The 19,211-nt window shown below is 61.9% G+C and carries 19 protein-coding genes; 8 read left to right on the top strand and 11 right to left on the bottom strand.

All coding sequences use genetic code 11. The annotated features are described in order from the left end of the window. Together fmt and truA are read left to right on the top strand one after the other, a co-directional pair. Positions 1-850 (top strand): methionyl-tRNA formyltransferase (gene fmt, locus VEJ16_08585; protein HYB09713.1); only part of this gene is annotated, 850 nt, incomplete at its 5' end. Further along, a complete protein-coding gene (gene truA, locus VEJ16_08590) occupies positions 847-1,584 on the top strand; it encodes a tRNA pseudouridine(38-40) synthase TruA (GenBank protein HYB09714.1) in 738 nt (245 codons plus the stop codon). The genes fmt and truA, both read left to right, overlap by 4 nt. Before the next feature lie 4 nt (positions 1,585-1,588). On the opposite strand, the gene VEJ16_08595 is transcribed toward truA, so the two are convergent. From VEJ16_08595 to VEJ16_08610, 4 genes are all read right to left on the bottom strand, one after another. Continuing rightward, the gene (locus VEJ16_08595) at positions 1,589-2,170 is read right to left on the bottom strand and encodes a hypothetical protein (protein HYB09715.1); all 582 of its coding nucleotides are present in this window, start codon (positions 2,168-2,170) and stop codon (positions 1,589-1,591) included. Between the two features lie 13 nt (positions 2,171-2,183). Then, entirely contained in the window at positions 2,184-3,356 is a 1,173-nt protein-coding gene (dapE, locus tag VEJ16_08600) for a succinyl-diaminopimelate desuccinylase (protein ID HYB09716.1), read from the bottom strand. Beyond that, complete coding sequence (gene dapD, locus VEJ16_08605) at positions 3,353-4,210, bottom strand: 2,3,4,5-tetrahydropyridine-2,6-dicarboxylate N-succinyltransferase (GenBank protein ID HYB09717.1); 858 nt, start codon at positions 4,208-4,210, stop codon at positions 3,353-3,355. Before dapD ends, dapE begins: the two co-directional genes overlap by 4 nt. 109 nt (positions 4,211-4,319) lie before the next feature. Beyond that, entirely contained in the window at positions 4,320-5,012 is a 693-nt protein-coding gene (locus VEJ16_08610) for a pyrimidine 5'-nucleotidase (GenBank protein HYB09718.1), read from the bottom strand. 167 nt (positions 5,013-5,179) lie between these two features. Between VEJ16_08610 and VEJ16_08615 the strand changes: the two genes are divergently transcribed. After that, positions 5,180-6,625: a sensor domain-containing diguanylate cyclase gene (locus VEJ16_08615; GenBank protein ID HYB09719.1), complete on the top strand. Its 1,446-nt coding sequence runs from the start codon at positions 5,180-5,182 to the stop codon at positions 6,623-6,625. A 1-nt stretch (position 6,626) separates the two neighbouring features. Then, complete coding sequence (locus tag VEJ16_08620) at positions 6,627-7,997, top strand: DUF2336 domain-containing protein (protein HYB09720.1); 1,371 nt, start codon at positions 6,627-6,629, stop codon at positions 7,995-7,997. Positions 7,998-8,088: 91 nt separating this feature from the next. Here the strand turns inward: VEJ16_08620 and argB are convergent, their stop codons facing one another. From argB to rpmH, 6 genes are all read right to left on the bottom strand, one after another. Beyond that, positions 8,089-9,000 carry an acetylglutamate kinase gene (gene argB / locus VEJ16_08625; protein ID HYB09721.1) on the bottom strand — a complete coding sequence of 304 codons (912 nt, stop codon included), beginning with the start codon at positions 8,998-9,000 and terminating at the stop codon, positions 8,089-8,091. 11 nt (positions 9,001-9,011) lie between these two features. Next, positions 9,012-9,707: a ribosome biogenesis GTP-binding protein YihA/YsxC gene (gene yihA, locus VEJ16_08630; protein ID HYB09722.1), complete on the bottom strand. Its 696-nt coding sequence runs from the start codon at positions 9,705-9,707 to the stop codon at positions 9,012-9,014. Further along, complete coding sequence (gene yidC / locus VEJ16_08635) at positions 9,671-11,434, bottom strand: membrane protein insertase YidC (GenBank protein ID HYB09723.1); 1,764 nt, start codon at positions 11,432-11,434, stop codon at positions 9,671-9,673. Before yidC ends, yihA begins: the two co-directional genes overlap by 37 nt. Before the next feature lie 42 nt (positions 11,435-11,476). Then, complete coding sequence (gene yidD, locus VEJ16_08640; GenBank protein ID HYB09724.1) at positions 11,477-11,755, bottom strand: membrane protein insertion efficiency factor YidD; 279 nt, start codon at positions 11,753-11,755, stop codon at positions 11,477-11,479. 99 nt (positions 11,756-11,854) lie between these two features. Beyond that, the gene (gene rnpA, locus VEJ16_08645; protein HYB09725.1) at positions 11,855-12,232 is read right to left on the bottom strand and encodes a ribonuclease P protein component; all 378 of its coding nucleotides are present in this window, start codon (positions 12,230-12,232) and stop codon (positions 11,855-11,857) included. Between the two features lie 4 nt (positions 12,233-12,236). Continuing rightward, positions 12,237-12,371 carry a 50S ribosomal protein L34 gene (rpmH, locus tag VEJ16_08650; protein ID HYB09726.1) on the bottom strand — a complete coding sequence of 45 codons (135 nt, stop codon included), beginning with the start codon at positions 12,369-12,371 and terminating at the stop codon, positions 12,237-12,239. A gap of 248 nt (positions 12,372-12,619) precedes the next feature. On the opposite strand from rpmH, the gene VEJ16_08655 reads away from it, so the two are divergent. From VEJ16_08655 to VEJ16_08670, 4 genes are all read left to right on the top strand, one after another. Next, on the top strand, positions 12,620-13,360 hold the full coding sequence (locus tag VEJ16_08655; protein HYB09727.1) for a TVP38/TMEM64 family protein: 741 nt from the start codon (positions 12,620-12,622) through the stop codon (positions 13,358-13,360). A gap of 46 nt (positions 13,361-13,406) precedes the next feature. Further along, positions 13,407-14,831 (top strand): FAD-dependent oxidoreductase, encoded by a 1,425-nt coding sequence (locus VEJ16_08660; protein ID HYB09728.1) that lies wholly within the window; start codon positions 13,407-13,409, stop codon positions 14,829-14,831. A gap of 109 nt (positions 14,832-14,940) precedes the next feature. Next, positions 14,941-16,350, top strand: coding sequence for a HAMP domain-containing sensor histidine kinase (locus VEJ16_08665; protein ID HYB09729.1), 1,410 nt, complete (start codon positions 14,941-14,943; stop codon positions 16,348-16,350). Between the two features lie 475 nt (positions 16,351-16,825). After that, entirely contained in the window at positions 16,826-17,545 is a 720-nt protein-coding gene (locus tag VEJ16_08670) for a hypothetical protein (protein HYB09730.1), read from the top strand. A 340-nt stretch (positions 17,546-17,885) separates the two neighbouring features. Here VEJ16_08670 and VEJ16_08675 read toward each other — a convergent pair whose 3' ends face one another. Continuing rightward, complete coding sequence (locus tag VEJ16_08675; protein HYB09731.1) at positions 17,886-19,073, bottom strand: class I SAM-dependent rRNA methyltransferase; 1,188 nt, start codon at positions 19,071-19,073, stop codon at positions 17,886-17,888. Positions 19,074-19,211 lie beyond the last annotated feature (138 nt).

The following is a 19,211-nucleotide window of genomic DNA, read 5'->3' on the forward strand; positions in this document are numbered from 1 at the left end:
TGAACTTGCCATGGTCTATGCCCAGCCACCGCGCCCCGCCGGTCGTGGCCAGCACGAACAGCGCTCCCCGGTCCAACGCTTCGCCGAACGCCGCGGAATCCCCGTACGCACCCCGAAATCACTCCGCGAGTCTTCGGAACAAGCCTCGTTCGCCTCGCTCGACCTCGACGCCGCCGTGGTCGCAGCCTACGGCGTCATCCTGCCCAAGGCCATGCTCGCTTCCCCCCGGCTCGGCTGCCTCAACATCCACGCCTCGCTCCTGCCGCGCTGGCGCGGGGCGGCCCCGATCCAGCACGCGATCCTGGCCGGGGACAAGGAGACCGGTGTGACCATCATGCAGATGGACGAGGGTCTGGATACCGGTCCGATGCTGGTTTGGGAGCGTATTGCGATAACGCCGGAAATGAATGCCGGCGCTCTTCACGACTTGCTCGCGAAGTTGGGCGCGCGGCTGATTGTGGATGCGCTCGACGCACTCGCGGCCGGCCGCTTGGCACCCACCGCCCAGCCGACGGCGGGTGTCATGTATGCCGCGAAGATCCGCAAGTCTGAGACGCGCCTCGACTGGACGCAGCCGGCTCAATCCCTTGCCTGCCGGGTTCGCGCCTTCAGCCCCACGCCGGGGGCGTGGACGGAGATCGCGGGAGAGCGTGTGCGGGTCCTTGCCGCCAGCGTCATACCCAATGCCGCGAGCGGCACCCCCGGCGCCGTGCTCGACCGCCAGCTTACGATTGCGTGCAGCCAAGGTGGCCTTCGCCTCGACGAAGTTCAGCGCGCAGGGGCGAAGCCGCTCAACGCGGAGGCTTTCCTTCGCGGGCGCTCGATCGCCCCCGGAACGGTACTGGCATGACGCGTTACAAGCTCACAATCGAATATGACGGGACGGGCTTCGTCGGATGGCAGCGTCAGGCAAATGGCCTCTCGATCCAGGAAGCGCTGGAAACTGCGGTCGAGCAGTTTTGCGGGGAACGGGTCACCATACATGCCGCCGGGCGGACCGACGCAGGTGTCCATGCGCTCGGCCAGGTGGCGCATGTCGACATCGCGAAGGACACGCGGCCTGATACGGTGCGCGACGCGATCAACTACCACGTGAAGCCTCATCTCGTTGCCGTGCTCGAGGTGGAAGTCGTGAACGGCACATTTCACGCACGCTTCTCGGCGCGTGAGAGGGCCTATCGCTATCGCGTTTTCAACCGCCGCGCACCGCTGACTGTCGAGCGGGGCCGTGCCTGGCATGTGCAACCGCCGCTCGATCTCAATGCGATGCAGGCGGGTGCGGCGCATCTTGTCGGGCGCCACGATTTTTCGAGCTTCCGCGCGGCTGAATGCCAAGCCGATTCGCCGGTCAAGACGCTCGACGTGCTGACGCTCGCGCGCATCGGCGAGAAAATCGTCGTCGATGCCCGTGCGCGTTCGTTTCTCCACCACCAGGTGCGGAACATTGTCGGCACGCTCAAGCTCGTGGGGGAAGGGAAATGGACTCCTGCCGACGTACGCCGTGTGCTCGAAGCGCATGATCGGCGCGAAGCGGGCCCGACGGCGCCGCCGGACGGACTCTATCTGGTCGAAGTCGTCTATTAGCGCATTAGGTGACCGCGAGCCGTGACGCGGCGATTTCTTGGATGACGATGCTCAGCACGAAATCGATCGCGACCAGCGCGGTCGCCGCGATGCCCGAAATTTCAAGTGCCGTCCGCGCCACGTACCAAAGTATGACGAGCGAAAGGGCGGTGACGCCGATGACCGCAAAGCTCGCGACCTCGCTCGGTACGAATTCGTCTGCGCCAAGGACGGCAAAGGGCAGGGCTAGCAACGCGAGCAGAACCCCCGCCCAATTATATGCGACAATATATCCGACGTATCGCTGGCGCCGGTCGAGCAGTTCGCACATGTAGAATGTGGCCAAAGGATAAGCGAATACGAGGATAAGATACGTGGACGCCTCGATCAGGAAGATCCGCACCCCACTCGACTCGATGGGAACCGTCGTATTCTGAAGTTCGATCAACGTCATGATCGCGCGAATTGGGGCAACCAACACAGCCGAGAAAAACGATCGCCAGAAGCCTGCCTTCGTAAGGTTGAAGAACGCCATTCCGCTCCGGTCGAAGCGGCAGAGACGATAGGCGCCATAAAGAGCGTAGATGATCTCCCGCGTACTGATCATGGGCTGTCGAGGCTCACGACTTGGCGAAGTAATCGTCCAGGAATGCGCGATAAATCGCGGCGAGTGTTTTGATATCCGCGATCGAGGCGCGTTCGTCGACCTTGTGCATCGTCTGTCCTACCAAGCCGAACTCTACCACTTCGCAATGATCCTTGATGAAGCGCGCATCGGAAGTACCGCCGGTCGTGCTCAGTTCGGGCGTCATCGCCATTAAGCGCTGGATCGAATTCGAAACGAGATCGCTGAGGCGGCCGGGGGGCGTGAGGAACGAGACACCCGAGACATCGAGTTCGAGAATGTAATCCCCGCCCACCGCGTCGAAGCGCTCGCGGAGCCAACGCTCGACGCGAGCGGGCGTGTGGAGATCGTTGAAGCGGATGTTGAAGCGTGCGCTTGCAGTCGCGGGAATGACGTTGTTCGCGGAATTGCCGACATCCACGCTCGCGATCTGAAGTGTCGACGGTTGGAAATGAGCGCTGCCGTCATCAAGCGGTTCCGCGATGATGGCGTTCAGCATTCGCACGATGCGGTGGGCCGCGTTGTCGGCGAGATGCGGATAGGCGGTGTGCCCCTGCACACCTTGTACCGTGAGCTTCCCGTTCATGCTGCCACGCCGGCCGATTTTGACCATCTCGCCAAGCTTCGAGGGGTTGGTCGGCTCGCCCACGATGCATGCATCGAGTGTTTCGCCCTTGGCCTTGAGCCAATCGAGCACTTTGCGTGTGCCGTTGATCGAGGGACCTTCTTCATCGCCCGTGATGAGGAGGCTGATCGAACCTCCGAAAGTCGTGCCGTGCGCATCGAGGAAGCCGCACGCCGCCGCGACGAAGGCGGCGATCGCCCCCTTCATGTCGGCGGCCCCTCGGCCGTAGACCTGGCCATCGCGGATTTCGCCGCCGAAGGGATCGACCGTCCATGCCTTGGCGTTGCCGACCGGTACGACATCCGTGTGGCCCGCAAAGCAGAAGTTCGGGCTGTCGGAGCCGAAACGGGCATAGAGGTTTTCGACGTCGGGGGTACCTTGGTCCACGAATTTGAGGCGATGGCAGGCAAAGCCAAGGGCGGAAAGGCGCTCCTCGAGGAACGCCAGTGCTCCGCCTTCCGCCGGCGTCACGCTTGGGCAGCGAATGAGCGCCTGGGTGAGCTCGACCGGGTCGACCGCGCTATCCTTCAGCTTGGCGCTCACGCCCGTAGCAGCTCGTTGATCGAGGTCTTTGAGCGCGTCCGCTCATCGACCCGCTTCACAATGACGCAACAATAGAGGCTTGGCGAGGGCCTACCGTCGTCGAAAGGCCGGCCAGGCAAGCTGCCGGGCACCACCACCGAATATGCCGGCACGCGGCCGGTGAACACTTCCCCGCTCTCGCGGTCGACGATGCGCGTCGTGGCGCTAATGAAAACGCCCATGGCGAGGACGGAGCCAGTCTCGACAACGACGCCCTCGACGACCTCGCTTCTGGCGCCGATAAAGCAATTATCTTCGATGATGACAGGTCCGGCCTGGACAGGTTCGAGAACGCCGCCGATCCCGACTCCGCCCGATAAATGGCAATTCTTGCCGATTTGCGCGCAAGAGCCAACGGTCGCCCAGGTATCGATCATGGTGCCGCTGTCGACATAGGCGCCCACGTTGAGAAAGCACGGCATCAGCACGGCCCCAGGTGCTACATAGGCCGAACGGCGCACGAAGCAGCCTGGAACCGCACGGAATCCTGCGGCACGGTAACGTGCGGCGTCCCACCCTTCGAATTTGGAACGCACCTTGTCGAACCAGGGCGTACCACCCTTCTCGGGACTCCCTGGGCCACCCGGAATGGGTACCGAATCGTTCAAGCGGAAGGAAAGCAGGACCGCCTTTTTGAGCCATTGATTGACGTGCCATTCGCCGCCGATCTTCTCCGCGACACGCACCTTACCGCCGTCGAGCGCCTCGAGCGCCTGGTCGACCGCTTTGCGTATCTCGCCTTGGGTCGCGGTCGAAAGCGTGTCGCGCTTCTCCCACGCCGCATCGATGACGTCCTGGAGTTCGGATTTATCCATGGGGTGCGGCTCCCGGGGCTCGCATGCGGCCGGCACAATGAGACAGGGGCTTATTCCTGTCAACAGAAGCCCCGTGATTGCGTGGGAGGAAATGTGTGGTGCTGGCGTGCTATCCGGCGGTTTTGGCGCGTTCGGCGAGCACGTTCTCGAGAAAATCCACGAGATCGTCGGCGTGGTGATGGATGTGGCTGCCCGTTTCCGTCGTCGAGCCATATTCGGTCTCGGTCCTGACGAGGATTGTGGTCATGCCGAGGGCATGGGCCGGCTCGAGGTTGCGCGGAATATCGTCGAATATCGCCGCACCGGCGGGTGCGATGTCGTGGCGCGCGAGGAGCGCGCGGTAGCATGCAAGCTCCGGCTTCGGGACGAAATCCGCCGCCGCGACGTCGAAAACCGCCTCGAAATGGCGTGCGACACCCAAGCGCGCCAACACTTTCGCGGCGTGATCGGCTGAGCCGTTCGTGAAGACGATCTTGCGCCCCTTCAGTCTTTCGAGGGCCGCATCGAGTGCTGGGTTGGGTGGAATGGCGCCGTGATCGATCCGGTGGACATAGTCGAGATAACGGTATGGGTCGACGCCGTGTTCGGTCATGAGGCCGCGCAAGGTGGTGCCGTATTCCCGGAAATAGCGCTTCTGAAGCGCACGCGCAGCGACGGGGTCGACGTCGAAATACTCGGCGATGAATTGCCCGATCCGTCGATCGACCTGGTCGAACAGCCGGCACGAGGGCGGATAAAGGGTATTGTCAAGGTCGAATACCCAAGTGGCGACGTGATGGAGGGGGACCGGGGCGGAGCGCATGGCGCTAAGGTGGCGGCATCCGGCCGGATTGGCAAGGAGGGCCCGGGTTAAGGCCGCATTAACGAGGCTTGGCCTAGGCTCCGGGACGATGGGGCTCGGCTACGCGGCGCTATTCGGCCCGCGGGCGAGTCCCATGTTTTCGCTGAGAGGGGCCCGACACAAGGATCATGTGGCGCTCGCGTCAATCCCCCGTTCCAGAAGATGCGCCTCGCGTCGGCGCTGACTTTCCAGAGCCGGCTTCGGCCGATCCGGTGCTGGAGTATCGGCTACGCGCGGCCCTTATCGAATCGCGACAGCGCTACAAGGACCTGGTCGAGATCTCGAGCGACTTCGCGTGGGAGACCCGGACCGACGGCAGCTTCGCATTCGTCTCGCCTCGCGGTGCGCTTGGCTATCGCGCAGCCGAACTCGTCGATCGTCCGGCGAGCGGCTTTGTCGTCGACGCCCCAAAACTCGCGGTCAATCCGTTCGAGGCGCAAGCGGCGGTCGAGGAGGTCGAGCTTGCCTTCCGGCGATCGGATGGCGCCATTGCCATACTCAGCGCTTCGGCGATCCCCCGATTCGACGACCAAGACCGCTGGATCGGCGCGCGCGGCGTCTGCCGGGACGTGACCGAAGCGCGCGCGCGGGACGCGGCCCTTGCCCAAGCGCGGCATCGCGAGCGACTCTTCGCGGTAATTGTCGCCGCGATCCGCGACGTGGTCGAGCCGGCCAATCTGCTTGCGACTGCGGCAGACGCGATCTTGCGCGCTTTTCACGCGGCCGGCTGCCGTATCTTCCGCTATGCATCCGGGCGTGGACTCGTACTTGCCGCGTCGGCCGGCGAACCGGCACTGCCCCCGTTGCTCGAAGAGGCGTTCGAGGAGGCGTTCAGGGGAGCCGATGCAGCCATGGTCGAGTATGGACGCGCGCTTGTGGCCGTTACGCGGCATCGGCGCGAGGCGAATGGCGCCCTCTATCTTTGGCGCGCCGATGCCGATGGCCCTTGGGACGTCGATGCGGTGGCCCTCGCCGGTGCGGTCGCAGGCCAGCTCGGCATTGCGATCGAGCAAATCGCCAATCACGAGGTTCTCGAGCGGCTGACGCGCACCGATCCGCTCACTGGGCTCCTCAACCGACGTGGCTTCCTCGATCAGCTCGAGCGGCGATTGGCGCGGCACGCGCGTGCCGCGTTGAGTGCGGAGCGTGTCGAAGCAGCCCTTATCTACGTCGATCTCGACAATTTCAAACCGGTCAATGACCGTTTCGGCCATCAGAAAGGCGACGACCTTCTCGTCCATGTGGCTGAGCTTTTGCGGCAAGGGACGCGTGCTGCCGATCTCGTAGCGCGCCTCGGGGGCGACGAATTTGCATTGTGGCTCGAAGGTGTCGATGAAGCCGGGGCGCGAATTCGTGCCGGAGTGCTCCTCGAGCTTTCGGAGGCATTGGCGCCATTCTCGGCCGATGCCGGCCGCCCGCTCGGCTTGTCGATCGGGATCGCGCTCTATGACCCGGAATCGGGGGAGGGCGTGAATAGCCTCACCGCGCGGGCCGATGCGGCCATGTATGCGGTCAAGCGCGGCGGCAAGCGCAATATTTGCGTGGCCGTCGCCGCTCGGTCGGCGGAGGCATGACATGACGCGCGAATCCATCGCGGCGATGCGCCGGCGACTTGAGAATGCCGCCCTGCCGCTCGACTATGACGAGACCAAGAAGTTTCTCGTCGTTGACGACACGAACGTTCGCAAATTGCTCGCATCGCGCCGGGACGTTCCCCAGGAAGTTCTCTATTACCTCGCGCAAGACGCGATGCCCGAAGTGCGCGTGGCGGTCGCGGCCAACCCCGAGACGCCGATCCAGGCCGAATTGCTGCTGAGCCGGGACGCGAGCGAGGATGTACGCTTCGCACTCGCGGGGAAGGTGGCCCAGGTCGCCGGTGAGCGCAGTGCGGACGGTCGGCCCGGTCGCACGAAGCTTTTCTTCGAACTCCTGAAAGCCCTCGCTCGGGATGAACTTGCCCGGATACGCCGTATCGTCTCCCAAGCAGTCAAGGATATCGCGAACATTCCACGCGATATCGTGCGGTCGTTGGCGAGCGACGCGGATCCCGAGGTTGCAGCACCGGTGCTCAAAGATTCGCCAGTACTTCGCGAGCACGACCTCATCTCGGCGATGCAGGCGAATCCCGCCGCCGCGGTCATCGGGGCCGTGGCGCAACGCGCCGATCTCGGTGCCGCACTCTCCGATGCAGTGGTGGCGACGGGAAGCGAGAGTGGTATTGCGGCACTTCTGGCGAACGACAGCGCGCAAATTCGAGAGGAAACACTCGACCTTCTGATCGAGCGAGCGGCCGAGATTCCCTCTTGGCAGGAGTCTCTGGTCGAGCGTCCTAAGCTATCTGCGCGCGCCGTAACCCGGCTCGCGCATGTTGTCGCAGGCACGCTTGCCGAGAAACTGGCACGGCGGGAAGACCTTGACTCGGGTTTGCTTGAGGAAATCGAGCGGGTGGCAAGTGTGCGCCTCTCCGGCCCCGACGCGGTCGGGCCGCGGCCGAGCCCAGGGCAGAGCGTCGCGCCGGCAGCCGGCGGGCCGGAAAGCCAACGTCCGCCGTCGGTCGAAGGGGCGAAACCAAAGCTCGAGGACGATGCGGGCAGCGTGGCAACGGCGATTGGGCGCGCACGATCCTTGCTCCTCGCGGGCGCACTCAATGAGGACGCGGTGGCGGGAGCGGTCGCCCAGCGCGACCGTCCCTTCGTCGCGGCATCGCTCGCCCTGAAGACGAAACTGCCTTTCGCCGTGGTCGACAAGATCATCGCTATCAGCAGCGCCAAGGGTATTACGGCACTGGTATGGAAGGCTGGATTCACCATGCGCCTTTCCGTGCAGCTTCAAACGCGCCTGGCGGGAATTCTTCCGAACAAGGCAATCTACGCGCGCGACGGCGTTGGTTTTCCGCTTACCGAGGACGAAATGCGCTGGCAGCTCGAATTCTTCGACGCGGCATAGGCAAAAGAGGGAAGATCGATTAGGAAGCCTGCTTCCGACATTCCGCAATCGTCGTCGGCATCCGGGATGAAGTCGGGGGCTGGGCAGCTTCTCAGGTCTTTCCGACCAGGGTGCCGACACCCTGCGCGGTGAAGATCTCGAGCAGGAGCACGTGCTGGACGCGGCCGTCGAGAATCACCGCCGCCTCAACGCCACCCTCGACCGCCGTCACGCAGGTCTCGACTTTCGGAATCATGCCGCCGCTGATCGTGCCGTCCGCCTTAAGTTCGGCGGCACGGCTGATGGTCATGTCCTGGATGAGCTCGCCCGCCTTGTCGAGCACGCCGGCAACGTCGGTCAGAAGATAGAGACGGGAGGCCTTGACCGCGGCCGCGATGGCGCCGGCGACCGTGTCGGCATTTATGTTGTAGGTTACGCCGTCGTCGCCGACACCGACCGGCGCTATGACGGGGATGATATCGGAGTTCCGGAAAAACTGAAGAACTGCCGGATTTATCCGCTCGGGCTCCCCTACGAATCCGAGATCCAGGACCTTTTCGATGTTCGAAGTTGGGTCGCGCACGCTTCGGGTGACCTTACGCGCGACGACAAGGTTGCCGTCCTTGCCGGAAAGGCCGACAGCAACGCCACCCGCGCGATTGATCGCGGTCACGATTTCCTTGTTGATCTTGCCCGCGAGCACCATTTCGACGACTTCGACGGTCTGCGCATCGGTAATCCGCAGGCCGTCGACGAACGAGCTCTGGATCTTGAGGCGCTCCAGCATGGCGGCGATTTGCGGCCCCCCGCCATGGACCACGATTGGATTGATGCCGATCTGCTTCAAGAGCACGATGTCGCGCGCGAAGCTCTGCGCGAGCTTTTCTTCGCCCATCGCATGGCCGCCATATTTGATGACGAAAGTCTTGCCGGCGTGCCGGCGCATGAAAGGCAGCGCCTCGCTCAGGATGCCGGCCTTCGCGAGCCACTCGAGATGGCGGGAGCGGGGGTCCTTGTGCATCATCGGCGGAGACTTTATCCGAACTGGTCGCCTGCTGCCAGTTCCGCGATGGAGGCGCGCAGTATTTCAATGCCTTCCCCGCTCGAAGCGCTCGTGACGATCGGCTTCGGCCGAGCAGCCGCGTGATCGGCGAGTTCGGCATCGATGTCGCGGGAAATCGCCGCGACCGCGTCTTTGTGGGTTTTATCGGATTTCGTAAGCACGATCTGGAAGCTCACCGCAGCGTCGTCGAGGAGCTTCATCGTTTCCCGGTCGTTGGCCTTGAAACCGTGGCGAGCGTCAATCAATAAAAAAAGACGCCGCAGATTGGGGCGACCGCGGAAATAGGCGCCAATAAGCTTCCGCCATGCAGCACTCTCGCGCTTGGAAGCTTTGGCGTAGCCGTATCCCGGCATATCGACAAGGAGAACCCTACCGCCAAGCTCGAAGAAATTGAGCTGGCGGGTACGGCCAGGCGTGTGCGAGGTGCGCGCGAGCGACTTGCGGCCGGTGAGCGCATTGATAAGACTCGACTTCCCCACATTCGAGCGGCCGAGGAAGGCAATCTCGGGAAGCGAAGCCTCGGGCAAATTGTCCGCGCTCGTGGCGCCGAAGACGAAATTGCACTGGGAAGCGAAGAGGCGGCGGCCCGCCTCGATGACTGCGGCGGGGTCGGCGGGTGCGTCCGCTCCCCTCAGGGCTTGACCCCCGCCCGCCGCATGATGACCCATTGCTGCGCGATCGAGAGGAGGTTGTTCCATGTCCAATAGATCACGAGCCCCGCCGGGAATTTCGCCAGCATGAACGTGAAGACGACCGGCAGGATCATGAACATCTTTGCCTGAACCGGATCGGCGGGTGCGGGATTGAGCTTCTGCTGCAGGAACATCGTCACACCCATGATGATCGGCCAGACGCCGATGGCAAGGATGGCGACCGGCAGAATGCTCAGGCTGTCGGGCAATGTCCAAGCAGGCAGAAGCCCGAAGAGATTGAGGACGGACGTGGGATCGGGCGCCGACAGATCGCGGATCCAGCCGTAAAACGGCGCATGACGCATCTCGATCGTGACGAAAAGCACCTTGTAGAGCGAGAAGAACACGGGGATCTGGATGAATATGGGCAGGCATCCCGCGGTCGGGTTCGCCTTTTCGCGCTTGTAAAGCTCCATCATCTCCTTGTTCATGCGCTCGCGGTCGTCACCGAAGCGCTCGCGAATCTTCATCATCTCCGGCTGCAACTTCTTGAGCTTGCTCATCGCCCGATAGGATTTGTTGGCGAGCGGGAAGAAGAGGCCTTTGATGATGACTGTTAGAAGAAGGATCGCGATGCCGAAATTGCCGACGTGTTTGTAAAGCCAGTCGAGCAAGAGGAAGATCGGCTTCGTCAGAAAGAAGAACCAGCCCCAGTCGATGGCGTAGGAAAGCCGCTCGATGCCGAGATTGTCCTGGTAGGCGTTGAGGAGTTTGACTTCCTTGGCGCCGGCAAAAATCATGCTCCGGGATTCAACGCTTTCACCTGGTGCTGCGGTCAGGCCGGCGGTCGATACGAAATAAGCTTGGTATGCGTTTTGTCCGCTTTTGGCATCGTCGCTGAAATGGGCCGAAACAGGCATGTTTTGATCGGGGACGACCGCGACGAGCCAGTATTTGTCGGTAAATCCGAGCCAGCCGCCAGTCGTCGTCACATTGACCGGCTCCTTCTGGAGTTCCTTGTATTTGATCTCCTTGAGCGTCTTGTTGAAGACACCGAGCGGGCCTTCGAAAAGGATATAATAGCTGCTTTCAGGCGGGTTGCCGTTGCGCGAGACGCGCGCATAGGGAAAAAGCGTCACGGCCGCAGCACTCGAGTTCTCGACGCGCTTATCGATCGAAATCATGTAAGCGTCGTCGACGCTGTAGGTGGTGACGAATCTAAGGCCCTGACCGTTGTCCCAGGTGAGGGTCACGGGAGTGGATGGGGTAAGCGTCATACGATCCGCCTGCCACATCGTGTCCTTGTCGGGCATTTTGATCCCAACGCCTGCGGCCGCGGTCCATCCGGCGTCGGCGAAATAAGCATCCGGCATTCCGGCTGGAGTAAGCAGCGTTATGTGCGGGCTGTTAGGGTCGATCGTCTCGCGGTATTGGACGAGCGTAAGATCGTCGAAGCGCGCACCTCTGAGCGCGATCGATCCTTGAACCCGCGGCGTGTCGATCATGACGCGGGGACTCTCGCGCAGGATTTCAGCGCGGTCGAGCGGAGCGCTCGCCGAAGGGGCATTCGTTGCCTGAGGTGTCGGTGCTGACGGCGTCGACGGCGCTTGCGGTGTCGCGAGCGAGGGAGCATTTTGTGAAATTGCCTGCTGATGAGCCGCTTGCTGCTGCTCGATTCGCGGCTTTTGAACAAGAAATTGGAAGCCGAGCACGATCGCGACAGAGAGCAGGATCGCGGCGATAAGGTTGCGCTGTTCCATCATGTATCGGATTCCAAAACGCTCAGTGCTAAGAAATCATCGAACTCAGCTGGCGGGATGCTCGTGCGATCGCACCTCGCCGGCATGTGACCCGCACCCAAGCGAATGCGGTACCGGGTCATAGCCGCCCTCGGCCCAAGGATGGCAGCGCAGGACCCGTCGTGCGGCGAGCCCCGTGCCAATGATGGCGCCATGGCGGCGAAGCGCCTCCAGCGCGTATTGCGAGCAGCTCGGCTCGTAGCGGCATACAGGCGGCAAAATCGGACGCACCAGGAGCTGATAGGCGCGCACAGCCAAGCTCAGGAGCCTAGCAACAGGAGTCATTTCGTGCCCTCGACCGTCTATGCATTGGGCAGGCGGACTTTTACACCCTTCGCCTTGACCAGTCACCCCTCACGGCAAGCAATCTTTTTCGCTGCTGGGTCAGCGGTTTTCGTCGCTCGCTACCCCGAGCCGGCGAAGTGCCGTGGCGAGATCGTCGACGAGGTCGGCGAAGGACCTTCGCAGCGTTTCGCCGCGTGCAATCACCACGAGGTCGTAGCCGGGCTTCGCACCGCCGGGAAGAAGCCGCCGAGCTGCTTCGCGCAAACGCCGACGCGCACGGTTGCGGGCGACCGCGTTGCCGACCTTGCGACTTGCCGTCAGGCCGAGGCGTATGAGACCGGCAGGCTCCACCGCCGGGTCGGCGTCGCTGCGCTTATAGGCCTGGAGGATGAGGCCGGGCGCCACCCATTTCCGGCGGCCTGCCGCAACCCGTAAAAACTCAGGGCGCCTCTTGAGGCGCCCGAGGGCCGCGGCCATGGGACTAGGCTGATAGCCGCTTGCGCCCCTTGGCACGGCGAGAAGAGACGACCTTGCGCCCGCCAACGGTGCCCATGCGGGCTCGAAAGCCGTGCCGGCGCTTGCGGACCAGGCGGCTTGGCTGATAGGTACGCTTCACGAACTCTCTCCGTCGAATTGAGGGAGCCGTGTATAAGGCCGCCTGTCGCCGCTGTCAATTACAACGCGTAAGCTGCGACGGCGCGGGGCGCAATTTGATAGGGTTTGTAAGGATAGACGAAGCGAAACGGGATCGAGGGCGAGTCACAGTAAGGTGACTGGCGGGCGATCGTGCCCGGTGATAAGAGCCGAGCGTCGCTGCGGCAAGGTCGCCGTCGGGGCGCGCAACATACGAACGAGAGAATTCTGTTGAGACGTGAGACCCGCCCCGAGCGAGCGATGCCGCCAAGCAAGCCTCCCGCGTCCCGCTGGATTCCCCTTGCCGTCCTCGTGATCGGCTTGGCGGCGTTCTTCGTGCTCGGCGGGCCGCACTATCTGAAATTCGAAACGCTCCGCGCGCATGACGAGGAACTTCGCCGCTTTGCCGAAGCAAACGCGATTCTTGCGGTGCTGGCATTCATGTCGGTCTATGCGGCGGTGACCGCCTTCTCGCTGCCCGGCGGGGCGATCATGACGGTTTTCGGCGGGTACCTGTTCGGCGCCTATCTCGGTACGGTGTTCGTGGTAATCAGCGCCACCGCCGGTGCGACCGTGCTGTTCCTCGCAGCGCGCACGAGCCTTGGCGCCTATCTCGAAGCAAAAGCCAGTCCCTTCCTCGAGAAGATGAACGCGGGATTTCAGAAGAACGCGTTGAGCTATCTCCTGGTGCTTCGGTTGGTCCCGCTGTTCCCATTTTGGCTCGTCAACCTCGTTCCGGCATTCCTCGGCGTGAGCCTGCGCACCTATGTGCTGGGGACCTTCCTCGGAATCATTCCGGGTTCGTTTGTCTATGCGCTTGTCGGCGGCGGAATCGGCGAGCTGCTCGCGAGCGGACAGGAGCCGGAGCTCGACATCCTTTTTCGGCCGAGCATTCTCCTCCCCCTCGTCGGCCTCGCATTATTGGCCTTGATCCCGCTCGTGTATAAGAATGTGAAGGCGAGGCGGCGCTGAAACTTTCGTTCGTTTTCACGAAACCCGAGGACCCGAGACAGGTTCCATGGCGCAAACGCTCGACGTCGATATCTGCGTATTGGGTGCCGGTTCGGGCGGCCTTGTGGTCGCGGCGGCTGCAGGGCTTTTAGGGCGGCCCGTTGCCCTGATCGAGCGGGGCCGAATGGGCGGAGATTGCCTCAATTATGGCTGTGTACCGTCCAAATCCCTGATCGCCGCCGCTCGCATGGCCATCCTCGGGCAGAAGGCGGCCCGCTTCGGCGTCCATTACGACGCACCTGAAATCGACTTCCAGAAGGTGCATGACCATGTGCAGGGCGTGATCGCCTCGATCGCACCCAAGGATTCCCAGGAGCGCTTCGATGGCATGGGTTGCACGGTCATTCGCGCCGAGGGGCGTTTTATAAGCCCGACTGAGGTCGAGGCCGGCGGTATAGTCATTCGCGCACGTCGGTTCGTGATCGCGACGGGATCGTCGCCGGCGATCCCGCCCGTCGAAGGGCTTGCGGAGGTACCTTACCTCACCAACGAGACGATCTTCGATCTCACGGTGCGCCCGGATCATCTCATCATCGTGGGCGGCGGGCCGATCGGAATTGAGCTTGCGCAAGCCGAGCGTCGTCTCGGTGCGGAGGTCAGTGTCATCGAGCTCTATTCGATCCTGGCCAGCGACGATCTCGAGGCTGTGGGCATCGTTCGCCAAGCCGTGCGCCGCGAGGGTGTCATGCTTCACGAGCACACCAAACTCCTTCGCGTTGAACGGGATGGGAGCGGCATTGCCGTCGCCATCGAGAAAGATGGGAGGACGAGCCGCATTGCCGGCTCCCATCTTCTGCTTGCGGCGGGACGGCGGGCGAACGTGGACAGGCTCGGACTTGAATCGGCGGGAATCGTTCATACGGCCAAGGGCGTTTCGGTCGATCGTCGTCTGCGCACCTCGAACAAGCGGATCTTCGCCGTTGGCGATGTCGCGGGTTCCTATCAATTCACCCACGCCGCCGGATATCACGCCGGCATCGTCGTTCGCAACGCGCTCTTTCGTCTGCCGGCGAAAGTCGACGACCGGGCGATGCCGTGGGTCACATATTCGGATCCTGAGCTGGCCCATGTCGGGCTCAAGGAAGAGGCTGCGCGCAATGCCCACCATCGTATCCGCATCTTGCGGTGGGCCTTGGCGGAAAACGACCGGGCCCAGGCCGAGCGAGAGACGAGCGGCTTCATCAAGGTCGTCACGACCAAGGGCGGCAAGATACTCGGCGCCACCATTGTGGGCGTTCACGCAGGGGAGCTGATCCTCCCTTGGACCCTCGCAATCTCGCAGGGCCTCAAGGTCGGCGCACTCGCCTCGCTGATAGCGCCCTATCCGACCCTCTCCGAAATCAGCAAAAGTGTGGCGGGAAGCTATTTCACCCCGTCGCTTTTCAGCGAACGGACCAAGAAGCTCGTACGCTGGTTGGCGCGGCTCGGCTGATCGAACCCGAACCGTCCACTTAAAACATAATCGATTCTAATAGCTTATATAAAACAAGACGCTAAAATGCGTGCCGGTCTGCGCATTCTTCGATATATAGTTGCGCGTCATGTTCGATACCCGTGGCTGGTTGCAAAGGTTCCGCCACAGCTTGTCGGCCAAGCTGCTGATCCTCACGATTCTCTTCGTGATGATCTCGGAAGTCCTGATATTCACGCCGTCGATCGCGCGATTCAGGCTCACATATCTCCAAGAGAAGATCGGCGTTGCGCATATCGCGTCGTTGGCGCTCGAGGCGACGCCCACCCATATGCTCAGCCCCCAGCTTGAGATGCAACTCATGCAATATGTGGATGCCTATTCCATTGTGCTCGACATGCGCGGAAAGGCGCGCATGCTCGTCATGAACCGGGATATGCCGCCGGTCATCGACGACAATTACGATCTGCGCACGGCCAACTTCGCAAGCCTCGTGGTCGACGCGTTCAGGACCCTCGCGCATACCGGCTATCGTGTTCTGCGCGTCGTGGGGCCGTCTCCCAAGGACCCGGGAATCATGGTCGAGCTTGTGCTCGATGAGGGGCCGTTGCGACGTGCAATGTGGGACTTCGCGGGCCGCATCCTCAAGCTCTCGATCGTGATCTCATTGATCACGGCGGGGCTCGTATATTTCACGATGCAGTGGTTACTGGTCCGGCCGATGCAGCGCATCACCGATGCCATGCAGACATTCCGAACCAATCCGGAGGATGCGCGGAACGTCATTGCCCCAAGCGCTCGCGAGGATGAAATCGGCGTCGCCGAGCGCGAACTCGCGCGCATGCAGACGGACCTTCGGGCAGCCCTTCATCAAAAGAGCCGCCTTGCGGCCTTGGGCGCCGCGGTCACGAAGATCAGCCACGATCTGCGCAATATCCTGGCGACGGCGCAGCTCGTTTCCGACCGCCTCGCGGACAGCCGGGACCCGACCGTGCGGCGCACGACGCCGACGCTGATCGCCTCCCTCGACCGCGCCATCGCCCTTTGCGTCAACACGATGCGCTTTGCCAAGGACGACCAGCCCCAGCCCGCGATGTCCCGCTTCGCCCTCGATGGTCTTGTGGCGGATGTGGGGGCTACCCTGGCGCCGCAAGCGCCCGAGGGATGTCAGTGGGCCAACGAGGTGCCAAGCGGCCTGATCATCCACGCCGACCGGGATCAGATATTCCGGGTCCTGGTCAATCTCGGCCGCAACGCCTATGAGGCCGGCGCCACGCGGATCAGCGTTTCGGCCAAGAATGGAGACGGCGGCGTCACGGTCGAGGTTGCCGACAACGGGAAAGGCATCGCCCCGGTCGCCCGCGAGAAGCTTTTTCAGCCTTTTTCCGGCACGGCAAAGGCGGGCGGTACCGGCCTTGGCCTCGTCATCGTGCGGGATCTGCTTCGCGCCCACGGCGGCGATATTCGGCTTGCCGAGACGAGGCCGGGCGAGACGCGCTTCCTTTTGACTTTGCCGATAACACGACAGGCTGCTGAATGATGATTTACTAATGTATAATTGTAGACAATCATAATATTCACAAGTCATTCAACGTTTATCACAAACGCGTTATACCCTCTGTTGTTTTGATCATCATGCGAGTATTGTCTTCGTGATGGCCGGAGGGACCGGGTTACGTTCGCTGTCCCCCGCAGTCCCCCTTCGTCCCCAAGCGGCGTAATTCGCCCTCCGGTCCATCACCTCCCCACCGATCCATCGCCCCCGTAGTCAATCGCATCCTGCCGCACGCACCGACGCGGTGAGCGCGATGTCGCTTGTACCGGAAGCCAACCGGCTTGGTGCAGAAGGATCGTTAGCGGGCTAATATATTGCGCCCGCCTGCTTGACAGCACTCTTCGAAAGTATACAACTAAGGGTTGATTATATATTCGTATACTCTCTTTCTGCAAGCCGATTTCTGACAGGGTGATTATCTGCTATTTGACGGATAGCGAGTTTGCCGGGATGGGATTAATTGCGTGCGAAACAATCCCTTAAGCCATCTTTTTTTGGCTGTATTGCCAAGGTAATGCTCATCATTATGCTCATGATGAGCTATGAACGGGTCGTCGCCCTTGCAGGAACGCCAGGGATCATAGCTCCACGCGAATCGGCGACGCCATCGATCTTCAAAAATATCGGTATAGTCCACGTATCCGTACATAAAAAAGGCAGTGATTGGAGTCTGCTTCCCGACGATTTTGCCGATGTTTTGGTCGGGGGCGACGAACGCCATAACGTGAATTTGCTTAAACGGTCCGTCAAAACAGGGGGGTGCGGCAGTTCCATTTTGGATGCTGACATACATCCCCAAATCTTTTGCTGGAGTTCGGCCAAAATTCTTTTCGAAGTATTTGACTCGACGGCTGACGCCATCCCATTGGAAGCCACCGGGCTCGTGGCTGACATAGGCCCGCAATTCTTGTCTGACAGCTATTTCATGACCCCTCACGAGATTCCGCGTAGCTCGCCACAGAAACCAGGTGGCAACGCCGAGTATGAGGGTAACAAAGGCGATGGCGATTGTTGCGGCAGCAGTAACTGCTCCCGAGTCCCAATGAATTGCAATGAACCAATTATACCATCGGCAGAGGGCAGACATCCCTTCCCCATGGGGCCTGCTATCGTCGGTTTAAAAACGGCGGCTGTTCTCAGCCTATTCGGTTTTTTCCTCGCTTGGTTGTTCAATCGATGAGATTAGCACCCACTTATGACGGTTCCGAAAATATCAGGGTTCTCGCGATTATTATACCTGAATTGAAACTCCGAGACGTACAGCAGCTCGTATTTTTTGCTGATTTTGAGGAACGTGTCGACAACGCCGCGCCTAAGAATTAACCAGAAGCCTTCAATCGTATTGGTGTGGATCGCGCCCAGGATATATTCGCCGCGACGGTGACGGACGTAGCCATGCCGATAATGGAGATGAAGGTTCTTGTATGCGTCGCCGTCTGCGATCGCGAGCTAGCTAACCTTGCGCGAGACGACTTCATTCACGAATTCGACCAACGTCCGTTGACATACGCGCCCTCAATTCAATCGACCTGCAGGACGAGCGCCTTGAGGTAACTCGATTCGGGGAGGTGCGGGTGGACGGGATGGTCGGGTGCCGCACCGGCACTTCGCAGGATGCGCCCGGTACGGCCCGCCTGTTCGAGGCCGCGGCGAACCTCCTCAGCGAAGCGGGGCACCTCCATGTTGTGGGAGCATGAGGCGAGGAACACGAAGCCGCCGGGTGCGGCGAGCTGGCCGGCGAGGCGCGCGAGCTTGCGGTAGCCTTTCGCACCCGTCGCGAGATCGCGTTTGGATTTCACGAATGCCGGCGGGTCGCAAATCACGATGTCGAAGTGCCTGCCGTCCGCGGCAAGGCGCTCCATCGCCGTGAAGGCCGAGCCGCGCTCGAACCGGCACAGCGCTTCCACCCCGTTGAGTTCGGCCGCCTGTCGCGCGAGTGCGAGCGCCGGGTCCGAGCCGTCGATGGCGAGAACCTCGCGCGCACCCGCACGTGCCGCTTCAATCGCGAACCCGCCGCTATAGCAATAGACGTCGAGCACGCTTCGCCCGCGCGCAAGGCGGGCCATGAAAGCGCGATTGTCCCGCTGATCGTAGAACCACCCCGTTTTTTGCCCGGTCATGAGATCGGCAAGGAACCGGCAATCGTTTTCAACAAGCTCGATCGGCCCGGAAAGCGTGCCCTTCGCGAAATGCTGCGTGCCCGGCAGGCCTTCGAGGGCGCGGATCGGACTGTCGTTCCGGAAGAGAATGACGCGAGGGTCGAGGACGCGTTCGATTGCCTCGGTCAGGGGTGTCGCGAGGCGCTCGATGCCGGCCGCGTTCATTTGGCACGCAAGGACATCGCCATAGCGGTCGATCGCGAGGCCGGGAAGCCCATCGGCCTCGGCATGGACGAGGCGGTAATAGGGTGCGTCATAGAGCGCTTCGCGCAGCGCCAACGCGCGGCCGAGGTGTGCCGCGAAGAAGTCGACATCGATCTCGCGGGTCGGATTGCCGCTCAAAATCCGTGCCGCAACAAGGCTGTGCGAATTGAAGAACGCAACGCCAAGCGACTCGCCATTCGCACTCTCCACGTTGACGAGTTCGCCGGGCGGAAGCGATTTGGCCGCTGCGTCCATGACGATTTCGTTCGAATAGATCCAAGGATGGCCGTGGCGGGCGCGCTTTTGCTGGCCAGGCAGGAGACGGATGACGGGTCGCACGGACATGACGGTGCAGCATAGATACCGCCCCGCCGCCTGCAAGCGATTTGCCGGCGGTGGGGCATTGGCCGCCGCAACGCTAATAAGCGATCCGAGATTCGCGCAAAGATTGTTTCATTTCCGAACCGGGGCGGTCTAAAAGAA

The sequence above is a fragment of the Alphaproteobacteria bacterium genome (assembly GCA_035625915.1).
GTDB lineage: Bacteria > Pseudomonadota > Alphaproteobacteria > JACZXZ01 > JACZXZ01 > DATDHA01.